Origin of the sequence: Geobacillus sp. JS12, assembly GCF_001592395.1 — a bacterium.
Classification (GTDB): Bacteria; Bacillota; Bacilli; order Bacillales; family Anoxybacillaceae; genus Geobacillus; species Geobacillus zalihae.
In genome coordinates, this window is the sequence record NZ_CP014749.1 from 1,995,457 (window position 1) to 2,009,125 (window position 13,669).

The window sequence follows — 13,669 nt, forward strand, 5'->3', positions numbered from 1 at the left end:
ATGTTTATTCCTCTTCCCGAACGAGCGGCAGGCGGACGAATACGGTCATCCCGCGTCCAAGGTCGCTGTCGAACCGAATCGAGCCATCATGAAGAGAGACGATTTGTTTGACGATGGCAAGCCCCAAGCCGGTGCCGCCTTCTTTGCGGGTGCGGGCGCGGTCGACGCGGAAAAAGCGCTGGCCGAGAAACGAGAGCTGGTCTTTTGGAATGCCTTTGCCCGTATCTTGGACGACAAGCTCGCCTTCCGCTTCCGACAAGCGGGAAAGCCGCACCGTCACCACACCGCCTTCTGGGGTGTAGCGGATGGCGTTGTCAAGCAAGTTGCGCACGACTTGTTCGAGCCGGTCGGCGTCGCCGTTGACGATGATGTCATAGTCCAACTCGCACGCCAGCTCGATCCGCTTTTGCGCGGCGATCGGTTCGTACGTGGCGATGACATCTTCGATCACTTGGGCGAACGCCACCGGCTCGCGCTCGAGCGGCACGCTTTGCCCTTCAAGGCGCGCCAGGTCAAGAAGATCGCGCACCAGCCGCTCCATCCGCTCCGTTTCGCGGTGGATGAGGCGAAGGTACGCCTTTTCTTCTTCCTTCGTTTTCGCGAGGCCAGCAAGGAGCGCTTCGCTGTATCCTTTCATATAGCTGAGCGGCGTGCGCAGCTCATGCGAGACGTTCGCTAAAAACTCGCGCTTCCGCTCGTCTTCTTTGGCAATGGCGTCCGCCATTTGGTTGAACGCCTCCGCCAGGCGGCCGATTTCATCATCGCTCCGCACGGGAATATCCGCCTCGTAACGTCCTTCCGCCATGCGTTCTGCCGCTTGTTCCATCGCTTGGAGCGGTTCGGTCATCTGCCGCACCATCCGCCGCCCGGCCACCAACAGCGCGCCCGCGAACACGGCGGCGAACGGCCAAAACACCGCGGCTGCCCGCTTCGTTGCCGCCTGAACGTCGGCTAACGGCAAATACAAGTAAATCGCTCCTTCAAGCCGTCTGCCGTCCAAAAGCGGAACGACGACCGCCATCACGCGGCGGCCGAACCGCTTTTCGTATCCCGTTTTGACAACAGGCTTTCCATTTAACAGCGTTTCCCGGTCGCGGCCGCTGACCAACGCGTCATAGTGGACCGGAAACGGAAAGCAGGCGCTCAGTTCGCGCGGGTTGTCGATCAACAAGATCGTGGCCGTCGATTTTTCATCATACCATTTGATTTGACGGCGATATGCCTCCGTCACCGCCCGCCGCGATAATCGCGGGCGAGGCTCGTCCCTTCCGCGATCAATGTTCGCTCGACTTCTTTCATGTACACCGTCCGGTAAAAATAATCCAGAAGGCCAAAGGAAAACGCCAGCGTCACCACGACCGCGGCGCCGATCGACAGCCATATTTTCTGTCCTAACCGAAGCCGTTTCATGTTCATCCCTCAAACTTGTAGCCGATGCCCCAGACGGTTTGGATATGGCGAGCGGCGTCTTTCAGCTTCATGCGCAGCGTTTTCACATGCGTATCGACCGTGCGGGCGTTTCCTGTATAATCATATCCCACACTTTGACGAGCAAGTCGTCGCGGCTGAACACCTGACCGCGGTGCTTCGCCAAAAACAGCAACAGCTCAAACTCTTTCAACGTCAATTTCACCGGTTTGCCGCCAACGGTCACGGTTCGGCCTTTTTCGTCGATGGCAAGGTCGCCAAATTGCAGCCGTCCGTCGTGCTCGCGGACGCGCTGCACCCGGCGCAGCACCGCCTCAAGGCGGGCGATGAGCTCTCCCGGGCTGAACGGTTTGACGATGTAATCGTCGCCTCCCAGCTTCAATCCTTTCACTTTATCCCATTCTTCGCCAAGCGCGGTCAAAAACAAAATCGGCACGTCCGACTGCTCGCGGATGCGGGCGCAGACGGCGAATCCGTCCTGTTTTGGCATCATGACGTCCAACAGCACGGCATCAACCGGATGTTGCGAAAGCAGCACCAGCGCTTCTTCCCCGTCCCTGCTTCGAGGCAGCGAAAGCCGGCGTTTTCCAAATACATGCCAACGAGCAGGCGCATTTCTTCTTCATCATCGACGATTAAAACGGTTCGTTCGCTCATGTTCGTCCCTCCCGAATGAATAGCTGCAGCGGGCCATCCCCTGTTTTCCAACGGACAAGCGGACGCAACGTCGCCTCATCGACCACGATGATTTCATCGCTGTCATAGCTCGCGATATACAAACGACCGAACGCCGCTTCCATCGCAAATGGATTGGCGCCGACAGACGCCGAAGCGAGTTTCTTTCCATCTAGGGAAAATTGGTAAACTGTGTTGGAGCCATGGCTTAGCACAAACACGCCGCGGCCTGTTTCGACGAAATCGACCGGCATGACCGGAGCGGCGATCGTCCGGAGCAAGCGGCCGTCTTGCAGCGAGTAGACATGAATGTTCGTTTCCACACGGCTTCCGCTGCCGTGCCCGCCAACCCACAGCTCTCCTTCCTGCTCGCGCACCACTCCGCCTAAGGCGAACTTTGGCACGGCGAACGAACGGATGACGCAGCGGCGGTCCACATCGATGATCCACGCCCGTTCGTCTTGAAAATCGATCACATACAACCTCGTTCCAGCGCGATTGACCAACAACGTCATCGGGGAGCGTCCGACCGAAAGGCGGGCGATCTTGTTCCCATCCCGGTCGACGACAAGCACCGCGTGATGAGTGCTGTCGCCGAAAAACCACATGCGGCCATCCGGAGATGGAACAGCGCTCACAATGCCGCTTCCTATTTTCCATTCGCCAAGCAGCTTCCCGGTCGCGAGGTCGTACCGATAGATGCGGTCGAGGTCCCGCCCGTACAAAAGAAGCGTCCGGCCGTCTGGGCTCAACGCCCCGCCTTGAAACGGTTCGTTGATGTTCCAGCGGGCGATTTTGCGGCCGTTTTCTGCGTTCAAAAAGGTGACCGTTTCCGCTTTGACATCGAGGCTGATGACGACGGAAAGCGAATCGACCACCGGGGGAAACGACGGATTGGCGCAGCCGCTTAGCATAAAGAACAGACACAACAGCATCCACACGCTCGCTCGTTTCATCTTGTTTTTCTCCTTCGCACGTTTGTTTCCGCCCTCATTATACCTCACATTTGTGAAAGAAGTTTGAAATCGCGCCACGCAAAAACCCCCACCGCCAACCGATGGCGATGGGGGAATCGTTAATAAATCGGCGTGTTGTCTTTGTTCATGTTTTCCAAAATCGCTTTGACGCGGGCGAGGAAGCGTCCACAAATGAGGCCGTCCAAGACGCGGTGGTCAAGCGACAAGCATAAGTTGACCATGTCGCGGATGGCGATCATGCCGTCTTTCACGACCGGGCGTTTGACGATCGTTTCCACTTGCAAAATGGCCGCTTGCGGGTAGTTGATAATGCCCATCGACTGCACCGAGCCGAACGCGCCGGTGTTGTTGACGGTGAACGTGCCGCCCTGCATGTCTTCCGGTCGCAGTTTGCCGGCGCGCGTTTTCGCCGCCAGTTCGGCGATTTCGCGGGCGATGCCTTTGATCGTTTTCTCATCGGCGTGCTTGATGACCGGAACAAACAAGGCATCGTCTGTCGCAACGGCGATCGAGATGTTGATGTCTTTGCGTTGAATGATCTTATCACCCGCCCACGTCGAGTTCAGCTGTGGAAATTCTTTCAGCGCTTGGGCGACCGCCTTGACGAAGAAGGCGAAATACGTCAAATTGAAGCCTTCACGCCGCTTGAACTCGTCTTTGATCGCATCGCGGTAGGCGACAAGATCGGTGACGTCGACTTCGACCATCGTCCACGCGTGCGGCGCTTCGTGTTTGCTGCGGAGCATGTTCGCGGCGATCGCTTTGCGCACCGGGGTGACCGGAATCTCGATGTCGCCCGCTCCGGCTTCGACGTTCGGGGCCGCTGGTTTGATCGGCGCTGCCTGCGGCGCGGTTGGCGCGGCAGACGGTTGAGCCGCCGCGGCGGCCGGGGCCGATTGCTCCGCTCTCGGTTCCGCTTTTGGCGCCGCTTGTTCCGCCGCCGGTGCCGCTCCCGCTTTCGGAATTTGTCCAGACTCAATGAGCTTCAGCAAATCTTTGCGCGTCACCCGCCCGCCAAGGCCGGTGCCTTTCACTTGTTCAAGGTCAATGCCATGTTCTTGGGCAAGGCGGAGTACGGCCGGCGAATAGCGGCCGTTGTTTGCCCGGCCGGCCTGTTTCGGAGCGGCTGGTTCCGCGTTGTCTTCTGCTTTCGGCGCTTCATCCGCCGGCTTCGCTTCCGGAGCCGGTGCAGCGCCTTCGACTTCGATCGTGCAAATCGGCGCGCCGACTGGGAGCGTCTCCCCTTCTTTGGCGATCAGCTCGCGAATGACGCCGGCAAACGACGACGGAATTTCCGCGCTCACTTTATCGGTGATGACTTCAGCGATCGGATCGTATTTGTTCACTTTGTCGCCCGGGGAAACGAGCCATTTGCTGATCGTGCCTTCCGTGACGCTTTCCCCAAGCTGAGGCATCGTCAATTGTTCGATGGCCACATCGATACCCTCCTATCTTGGCTGCAATGTCTTCGCCGCGGCGCCCCGGCCGCCTGCGGTTCGCCTCAAGGCTTGGCGCGCTCCGCTGCGGACCGGGGTTCTCCGCTCCTCCACTGCTCCTACATTAAAACGCCGCGAGTTCACGCATCGCTTTTTCGACTTTTTCCGGGTTGACCATAAAGAACTTCTCCATCGTCGGCGCATACGGCATGGCCGGAACGTCCGGACCGGCAAGCCGCATAATCGGCGCGTCGAGATCAAACAAACAATGCTCCGCGATAATGGCGGCGACTTCGCTCATGACGCTGCCTTCTTTATTGTCTTCCGTAATGAGCAGCACTTTCCCCGTTTTGCTCGCCGCTTCGATGATCGCTTCTTTGTCAAGCGGGTAGACGGTGCGCAAATCGAGCAGATGGACGGAAATGCCGTCTTGTGCGACGCGTTCGGCCGCCTGCAAGGCAAAATGGACGCACAGCCCGTACGTGATGACCGTGATGTCCTCTCCTTCACGCTTGACATCAGCTTTGCCGATCGGCAATACGTAGTCGTCTTCCGGCACCTCTCCTTTAATGAGGCGGTAGGCGCGTTTATGCTCGAAAAAGAGCACCGGATCTTCATCGCGAATCGCCGCTTTCAATAATCCTTTTACATCATACGGCGTCGACGGCATGACGATTTTCAGCCCCGGCTGGTTGGCGAAAATCGCTTCCACCGATTGAGAATGGTACAGAGCACCGTGAACACCGCCGCCGTATGGGGCGCGGATGACGATCGGGCAGTTCCAGTCGTTGTTCGAGCGGTAGCGAATGCGCGCCGCCTCCGAAATGATTTGGTTGACCGCCGGCATGATGAAGTCGGCAAACTGAATTTCCGCGATCGGGCGCAGACCGTACATCGCCGCGCCGATGCCGACGCCGACGATCGCCGATTCGGCAAGCGGCGTATCAATCACGCGCTCTTCGCCAAACTGCTCGTACAATCCTTGCGTCGCTTTGAACACTCCGCCTTTTCGGCCGACGTCTTCTCCTAACACAAACACGCGCGGGTCGCGCTCCATCTCTTCGCGAATTGCCATCGTGACCGCATCAATATAGGAAATAACAGGCATCGTCAAATCCCTCCCTTACTCCTCGGCATACACGTAGCGAAGCGCGTGCTCCGGCTCGGCGTACGGCGCCTTCTCAGCGTAGTCAGTCGCTTCGTTCACTTCCTTCATGACGCGCGCTTGAATTTCTTCATCCCGTTCATCGGTCAAAACGCCCGTTTCTTTCAAATAGTTGGCAAATGTGATGATCGGGTCTTTGGCGCGCGCCTCGGCGAGCTCTTCTTCCGTCCGGTAGACGCGATGGTCGTCATCCGACGAGTGCGACGTCAGCCGATACGTCACCGCTTCAATCAACGTTGGCCCTTCGCCGCGGCGGGCGCGGTCGGCCGCTTCCTTGACGACGCGGTATACTTCAAGCGGATCGGTGCCGTCGACCGTATAGCCCGGCATGCCGTAACCGACAGCGCGGTCGGACACTTTTTCGCACGCGAGTTGTTTCGAAATCGGCACGGAAATGGCGTACTTGTTGTTTTCGCACATGAAGATGACCGGAAGCTTATGAACACCGGCGAAGTTTGCCCCTTCATGGAAGTCGCCTTGGTTCGACGACCCTTCGCCAAAGGTGACAAAAGCGACAAAATCTTTCTTTTCCATTTTCGCCGCTAACGCAAAGCCGACCGCATGCGGCACTTGCGTCGTCACGGGCGAGGAGCCGGTGACGATCCGGTTTTTCTTTTGCCCGAAATGGCCAGGCATTTGCCGGCCTCCGGAGTTCGGGTCTTCCGCCTTGGCGAACGCCGCCAGCATCAATTCTCTCGCCGTCATGCCAAATGTCAACACAACCCCATATCGCGGTAGTACGGCAGTACATAGTCCTTCGTCCGATCGAGGGCGAACGCCGCGCCGACTTGCGCCGCTTCCTGCCCTTGGCATGAGATGACGAACGGAATTTTTCCGGCGCGGTTTAACAGCCACATCCGCTCATCGAGCTTGCGGGCGAGAAGCATTGTTTCATACATTTCCAACACCGTGTCATCGCTTAATCCGAGCGCTTGATGACGGTTTTGCGCCATCACAACAACCTCCCTTAGATTCACATAGTCAACCAATGATCACGCGCCGAGCTCATGCCGCCACGAACTAAAAATGAATCGCTTTGCCATCGACCGCCAGCGCCGCTTCCGCCATGGCCTCTGACAGCGTCGGATGCGGGTGGATCGCATGGGCCACTTCCCACGGAGCCGCATCAAGCACGCGGGCGAGCCCGGCTTCGGAAATCAAATCGGTCACGTGCGGCCCGACCATATGGACGCCAAGCAGATCGTCCGTGTTCCGGTCGGCGATGAGTTTCACAAACCCTTCCGCCTCACCGAACACAAGCGCCTTGCCAATGGCTTTAAACGGAAATTTGCCGATCTTGACATCATAGCCTTTCGCTTTCGCCTCTTGTTCGGTTAAGCCGACCGCCGCCGCTTCCGGACGGGTGTAAATGCAGCGGGGCACCATCGAATAGTCAATCGGCGCTGGATTGCGCCCGGCCAAATGCTCAATGGCGACAATCCCTTCATGGGCAGCGACATGGGCCAGCTGCAGGCCGCCGATGACATCACCGATTGCGTAAATGTGCGATTCTTTCGTTTGGCCGAACTCGTTTGTTTGAATATATCCCTTCTCCACAACAATTTCGGTGTTTTCAAGACCAATTCCTTCAATGTTCGCCTGACGCCCGACGGAAACGAGCATCTTGTCGGCCGCAAACGTTTTCCGCTCGCCTTGATGCTCCGCTTGGATCGTGACGCCGTTTCCTTTCTCGAGCGTTTCCGCGAGCACCCGCGCTCCTGTGACGATGTTGACGCCGCGGCGGCGGAGCAGTTTTTCCATTTCGTTTGAGACATCTTCATCTTCTGTCGGCAAAATGCGATCGGCATACTCAAGCACGGTGACCTCCACACCGAAATCGTTGAGCATCGACGCCCATTCCATGCCGATGACGCCGCCCCCGACGATCAAGATAGACGACGGAAGCACCTCCATTTGTAGCGCCTCATCCGATGTCATCACGAATTCGCCGTCCGGCTCAAGCCCCGGTAGCGTGCGCGGCCGCGAACCAGTGGCAATGACGACGAATTTCGGGACAAGCATTTCGTTTTCGCTGCCGTCGTTCATCTCAACCGACACCGTCCCCGGCAGCGGGGAAAAGATCGACGGGCCGAGCAGGCGGCCGATGCCGGCGTACACATCGATCTTCCCTTTTTTCATCAAATGCTGCACACCTTTATGGAGCTGGTCGACAATCGTCGCTTTGCGCGCCTGCACTTTCGCGAAATCAAGGCGCACATCACCGGCGATGACGCCAAACGCCTCGCTATTTTTCGTTTGCGCGTACACTTCCGCACTGCGGAGCAGCGCTTTGGACGGAATGCAGCCGGCGTGCAGGCACGTGCCGCCGAGCTTCCCTTTTTCGACAACCGCCGTTTTCAAGCCGAGCTGCGAGGCGCGAATAGCGGCCACATAGCCGCCCGTGCCGCCGCCGAGAATGACGACATCGTATTCTTTTGCCATCTTGCCTTCTCCTTTCTGTCCATTGCCGCATCAACGCCGGGCTGGAATCGGCGAAACGGCCTCGCCTGGATACACTTTTTCCTCTTCTTCGCCGCGCAGGACGCGAAGCGCGCCTTCCGCGAGCGCCTGCAGTTCGTTTTCGCCCGGATGGACGATGACATCGGCGATCCATTGCACGCGGCGGGTGATCTGTTCGACAAACGATTTGCCATACGCCAGTCCGCCGGTCAAAATGATGGCGTCAACTTTGCCGGAAAGCACAGCGCTTGCCGCACCGATTTCTTTCGCCACTTGGTACGCCATCGCCTCATACACGAGCTTGGCCTTTTCATCGCCGGCTTCGATCATGTTCTCGACTTTCACCGCATCATTCGTGCCAAGATAACCGACAAGGCCGCCGCCGCCGACGAGCATGTTCATGATCTCTTCGCGGTAATATTCACCAGAGAAGCATAAAGCAACCAAATCGCCCGCTGGCACCGTCCCGGCGCGCTCCGGGCTGAACGGGCCTTCGCCATCAAGCCCGTTGTTCACGTCCACCACCCGCCCTTGCTTATGGGCGCCGACCGTGATGCCGCCGCCCATATGAGCGACGATCAAGTTCAGTTCGTCATACCGCTTGCCAAGCTGCTTGGCGACGCGGCGCGCGACCGCTTTTTGGTTTAGGGCGTGAAAAATGCTGCGCCGCTCAATGAGCGGAAATCCGCTGATCCGGGCGATTGGCTCAAGCTCATCGACGACGACCGGGTCGACGATAAACGCCGGGATGTTTAAGGCCGAGGCGATCTCATGCGCCAAAATGCCGCCGAGGTTGGATGCGTGCTGGCCGGAATATCCGCGCCGCAAATCTTCAAGCATCGCCTCATTGACGCGATACGTGCCGCCTTCGATTGGACGGAGAAGCCCCCGCGGCCGCAGACGGCGCTCAACTTCGATAAATTGATCCCTTCTTCATCCAGTGCTTGCAAAATCGTTTGCTTGCGAAACTCATACTGGTCCGCGATCGTTTTATATTGCTGAAGCACCTCCGCCTCATGGCGGATCGTTTTTTCGAGCAACGGCCGTTCGTTTTCAAAGACGCCGATTTTCGTTGACGTCGAACCTGGATTGATCGTTAAAATGCGGAACTTCTGCTCTTGCATCGTTGCTGTCCCTCCGTATGCCGCCGGCGGGGCGGAAGGCCGCCCCTCGCCGCTATTAGCGGGCGCGGCGGCGGCTTAAAATATGATGGCCGTTTTGCAAAAATTGGCTGCGCGCTTTGCGCATCGTTTCAATCCGTTCTTCCGCCATCCGGTCAGCGGCCACATACGTTGGAATGTTGTCGCGCTTGGCGATGGCAAACACTTTTTCGATGTTATCATAAATTTGCTCGATTTTTTTCATCGCCCGTTCGCGATTGTAGCCGTACAGCTCATCCGCGACGTTGATGACGCCGCCGGCGTTGATCACATAATCCGGGGCATAGACGATGCCCATTTCATGGATCATGTCGCCATGGCGCGGCTCTTTCAGCTGGTTGTTCGCCGAGCCGGCGATCACTTTCGCTTTCAGCTGCGGAATCGTTTGGTCGTTGATGATGCCGCCGAGCGCGCATGGGGCGAAAATATCGCACTCCACGCCGTAAATGTCGTTCGGGTCGACCGCTTTCGCTCCGAATTCCTCGACTGCGCGCGCCACCGCTTCCTTGTTGATGTCAGTCACGATGAGTTTCGCTCCTTCTTCGTGCAAATGGCGGCACAAATGATACGCGACATTGCCGACTCCTTGGACGGCGACGACTTTTCCTTCGAGCGAATCGCTGCCGAACGCCTCTTTTGCCGCCGCCTTCATGCCGCGGTATACGCCGTAGGCGGTCGCCGGCGATGGGTTGCCGGATGAGCCGAATTCGGGCGAAATGCCGGTGACATAGTCGGTTTCTTGATAGATGATATCCATATCGGCGACGGTCGTGCCGACGTCTTCCGCCGTGATGTAGCGGCCGTTCAGCCCTTGAATGAAGCGGCCGAACGCCCGGAACATCGCTTCGTTTTTATCTTTGCGCGGGTCGCCGATGATGACCGTTTTGCCCCCGCCCAAGTTGAGGCCGGCGGCCGCGTTTTTGTACGTCATGCCGCGGGCGAGGCGCAAGGCGTCTTCAAGCGCTTCTTCTTCCGAATTGTACATCCACATGCGCGTCCCGCCGAGCGCCGGGCCGAGCGTTGTGTCATGAATGGCAATGATCGCTTTCAAACCCGATTCTTTATCTTGGCAAAACAGCACTTGCTCATAATCGTAAGTTTCCATATATTTGAACAATTCCATCTCAGATGGCCTCCTTCTTTTCATTTCGCTGCCGAACAGATGGCGAGCGCCAACGAATACAGTTTGCTTTCCGCCGAGTCGGCGCGCGACGTCAAGACGATCGGCGCCTTCGCCCCAGCGATGACGGCGCCGACGCGTGCGTTCGCAAAATAGACGAGCGACTTATACAGCATGTTGCCGGATTCAATGTCCGGCACAAGCAAAATATCAGCCTGTCCAGCCACTTCGCTTTCAATTCGTTTATGCTTCGCCGCCGTCATGGACACTGCATTGTCCAAGGCAAGCGGCCCGTCAAGCAGGCAATGTTCGATTTGTCCCCGCTTTTGCATCATCGCGAGCGCCGCTGCATCGACGGTTGCCGGCATGGCCGGATTGACCGTATCCACCGCCGCCAGCGCCGCGACTTTCGGACGCTCGATGCCGATGGAACGCGCCACGCTGACGGCATTGTTCACAATTTGCACTTTTTGCTCGAGATCGGGGGCGATGTTCATGGCCGCGTCGGTCACGATGACCAGCCGTTCGAACGCCGGCACGTCAAACACCGCGACATGGGACAACACCTTTCCTGTGCGCAGCCCGTATTCTTTGTTCAAGACGGCTTTCAGCAAGGTTGCCGTCGGTACGTGCCCTTTCATTAAGGCATCTGCTTCATTCAAATGAACGGCGCGCACCGCCAGTTCGGCCGCTTGGGCGACCGAATTGGCGTGAACGATGTCGACATCGGCAAAACGCGCCCCCCTTTTTCTTTGAGCAACCGTCCGATTCGCTCCCGGTCTCCGTACAGCACAAACCGGCCGAGGCGATGCTCGAGCGCCATCGCCACCGCTTCGATCACTTCCTCATCCTCGGCGGCGGCCACGGCCACCGTCCGACCTTGACATTGACTTGCTTCCTCGATTAATGTGTTCAACTTCATCGTCTGCACCAACCTTTTCTGCCAATCCGTCGAGGCACTTCTTTATATGCAAAAACCATGCCAATCACCAATATGTGAAAGCGCTTTATGAAATAAAGGCTGTTGAAGTTCGTTTGTGCAATCTTTTTCACTATACGCAAATTATTGCACGCTGTTTTTGTCAATGTTGTATTTTTCAAGCTTGTAGTATAAATTGCGCACCGAAATGCCGAGCGCGCGGGCCGCTGCTGTTTTATTGCCGCGATGACGCCGGAGCGCCTCTTCGAGCAATTGGGCTTCATACCGGCCAAGCATCTCGTCAAGCGGCCGGAACTCCCCTTCCGTTTCGGGGCGAACCGACGGCGCGGCCGACGGCGCGGAAAGCGGCGGCAAATGCGAAATATCGATCATCACTTCATGAAACTTCATGAAAATCATCGCCCGCCCGAGCACGTTTTCGAGCTCGCGGACATTTCCTGGCCAATCATAGGCAAGAAGCTTCACCATCGCTTCATCCGTGACACCTTCGACGTTGCGCCCGTAATCTTGGTTCAGCTTTTGGATCAAATGCCGGCAAAGCGCTGGAATGTCTTCCTTGCGGGCGCGCAGCGGCGGGATGTAAATCGGCATCCGATTGAGCCGATAGTATAAGTCTTCGCGAAAGGCTCCTTCGGCAATCGCTTTTTCAAGGTTGACGTTCGTGGCGGCGATGACGCGGACGTTGATCGGAATCGGCTTCGTCCCGCCGACGCGAACGATCTCCCGCTCCTGCAAAACGCGGAGCAGCTTCGCCTGCGTGCTGGCCGACAGCTCGCCGATTTCATCGAGGAAAATGCTGCCGTTGTTCGCCTCTTCAAACAGCCCGCGCTTGCCGCCGCGCCGCGCACCAGAAAACGCTCCTTCCTCATAGCCAAACAGTTCGCTTTCTAATAATGTTTCCGGAATCGCGGCGCAATTGACACGGATGAACTTGTTATACTTCCGGTCGCTCGCGTTGTGAATGGCGTGGGCGAACAGCTCCTTGCCCGTCCCTGATTCCCCCCGCAGCAAAATCGTCGCCGGTGTTTTCGCCGCCAGCTTCGCCTGTTCAATGGCCACTTTCATTTCTTCCGATTCGCCGATAATATCCGCAAATGAATATTTCGCTTCAAGCGTGCGGATGATTTGCCGCGCCCGGTTGAGTTCAGCCGTCAGCCGCTGGATTTCCGATACATCATGAATGACACCGACGCTTCCTTTGAGCACTCCGTCAACGATAATCGGCGCGACATTGACGATGACATCGCGGTTTTTGGGGCCGACTTTCATGCGCGCGCCGCGCACCGGACGGCGCGTTTTGAGCACTTGCATATGCATGCTTTCCCCTTCCGCGATGTCGGCGGTCGCCGGTTTGCCGATGACATCCTCTTCCGTCAAACCGGTCAGCCTTGTATACGCCGGATTGATTAAAATGCCGTTGCCGTTTTCATCAACGACAGAGATCGCTTCTTCTGATGAATGGATGATCGCCTCAAGCATCATGCGGATTTCCTTTAGGTCGGTGATTTCTTCCGCCAATGCGACGAGTTCGGTAATATCTTTGAACACCGCCAACGCCCCAAACAATTTGCCGCTGTCGTCAATAATCGGGATGCGGGTGGCGATAATTTTTTTCCCGTTGGCCAGCTCCACCTCTTGATGAAATTCCGTCTGCCTCGTTTTCAGCACGCGCGGCAAGCCGCTTGACGGCAAGACGGATAAAATATGGCGGCCGATCACCTCGTCCTTGTCCACTCCGAGAAGCTGGGCGGCGCTTTCATTCATATCGGTAATGTAAGCATATTCATCAATGACAATCATGCCATCGTGGGACGAGTGAAAGATGAGAGCGCGCCGGGCCGCCTCGCTTTTCAACTTGGCGATGAGCGCTTCCTTTTCCTCGACGAGCTCCGCCATCATTCGCGCGACGGCGCTTGGAACGATATTCACCCCTTGGGCGCCTGCTGGCGGATTGACTCAAGAACGTCTGCCCTCCCGGTCGTTTCAATAATCAAATCAAGCGGCTCATCCATCCATGGGCGCCAGTCGCTGGCGGCGGCAATCCCCCATCGGCGCGCCAGCTGCAACCCCGGAGCGTGTTCATCTACATCCACGACTGCCACGACTTCAAACCCTGATGCCCCATGGAGCAGCTTCAACAACGATGTCCCACGCGAGTCAGCGCCAATAAGCATCACTTTTTTCATGTCCGTCCACCACACTTTATAGTATGCCAATTTTTGCAGACACTTTTATCATACTTGATTTGCTCTTTCCTTGACAAACGCCCAATAACCGCTATGATAGTCGATAAGGCCACTCTTTTCGG

The 13,669-nt window shown here is 57.2% G+C and carries 5 protein-coding genes and 6 pseudogenes; all 11 read right to left on the reverse strand.

The genetic code is table 11. The features are described from left to right. Positions 1–4 precede the first annotated feature (4 nt). The 11 genes and pseudogenes from A0V43_RS09745 to A0V43_RS09795 all read right to left on the reverse strand — a co-directional run bounded on the left by A0V43_RS09745 (position 5) and on the right by A0V43_RS09795 (position 13,547). Positions 5–1,410, reverse strand: a pseudogene (locus tag A0V43_RS09745) (sensor histidine kinase). Positions 1,411–1,412: 2 nt separating this feature from the next. Next, positions 1,413–2,085, reverse strand: a pseudogene (locus tag A0V43_RS09750) (response regulator transcription factor). Next, on the reverse strand, positions 2,082–3,059 hold the full coding sequence (locus A0V43_RS09755) for a YncE family protein (protein ID WP_063193009.1): 978 nt from the start codon (positions 3,057–3,059) through the stop codon (positions 2,082–2,084). Before A0V43_RS09755 ends, A0V43_RS09750 begins: the two are co-directional and overlap by 4 nt. A 119-nt stretch (positions 3,060–3,178) precedes the next feature. Next, complete coding sequence (locus tag A0V43_RS09760) at positions 3,179–4,516, reverse strand: dihydrolipoamide acetyltransferase family protein (protein WP_063193010.1); 1,338 nt, start codon at positions 4,514–4,516, stop codon at positions 3,179–3,181. A gap of 124 nt (positions 4,517–4,640) precedes the next feature. Next, a complete protein-coding gene (locus A0V43_RS09765; protein WP_021322378.1) occupies positions 4,641–5,624 on the reverse strand; it encodes an alpha-ketoacid dehydrogenase subunit beta in 984 nt (327 codons plus the stop codon). Positions 5,625–5,639: 15 nt separating this feature from the next. After that, positions 5,640–6,634: pseudogene (locus A0V43_RS09770) on the reverse strand (thiamine pyrophosphate-dependent dehydrogenase E1 component subunit alpha). Between the two features lie 67 nt (positions 6,635–6,701). Further along, entirely contained in the window at positions 6,702–8,123 is a 1,422-nt protein-coding gene (gene lpdA / locus A0V43_RS09775) for a dihydrolipoyl dehydrogenase (RefSeq protein WP_063193011.1), read from the reverse strand. Positions 8,124–8,153: 30 nt separating this feature from the next. After that, positions 8,154–9,265 (reverse strand): annotated as a pseudogene (buk, locus tag A0V43_RS09780) (butyrate kinase). 55 nt (positions 9,266–9,320) lie between these two features. Continuing rightward, complete coding sequence (locus A0V43_RS09785; RefSeq protein ID WP_063193012.1) at positions 9,321–10,424, reverse strand: leucine dehydrogenase; 1,104 nt, start codon at positions 10,422–10,424, stop codon at positions 9,321–9,323. A gap of 20 nt (positions 10,425–10,444) precedes the next feature. Then, positions 10,445–11,343 (reverse strand): annotated as a pseudogene (yqiS, locus tag A0V43_RS09790) (phosphate butyryltransferase). A gap of 141 nt (positions 11,344–11,484) precedes the next feature. Then, positions 11,485–13,547, reverse strand: a pseudogene (locus A0V43_RS09795) (sigma 54-interacting transcriptional regulator). Positions 13,548–13,669: the final 122 nt, after the last annotated feature.

Excerpts from the sequence above, each read along its gene's own strand:
- A0V43_RS09765 (WP_021322378.1), bottom strand. The coding sequence starts at position 5,624 with ATGCCTGTTATTTCCTATATTGATGCGGTCACGATGGCAATTCGCGAA.
- lpdA (WP_063193011.1), bottom strand. The coding sequence starts at position 8,123 with ATGGCAAAAGAATACGATGTCGTCATTCTCGGCGGCGGCACGGGCGGC.
- A0V43_RS09785 (WP_063193012.1), bottom strand. The coding sequence starts at position 10,424 with ATGGAATTGTTCAAATATATGGAAACTTACGATTATGAGCAAGTGCTG.
- A0V43_RS09755 (WP_063193009.1), bottom strand. The coding sequence starts at position 3,059 with ATGAAACGAGCGAGCGTGTGGATGCTGTTGTGTCTGTTCTTTATGCTA.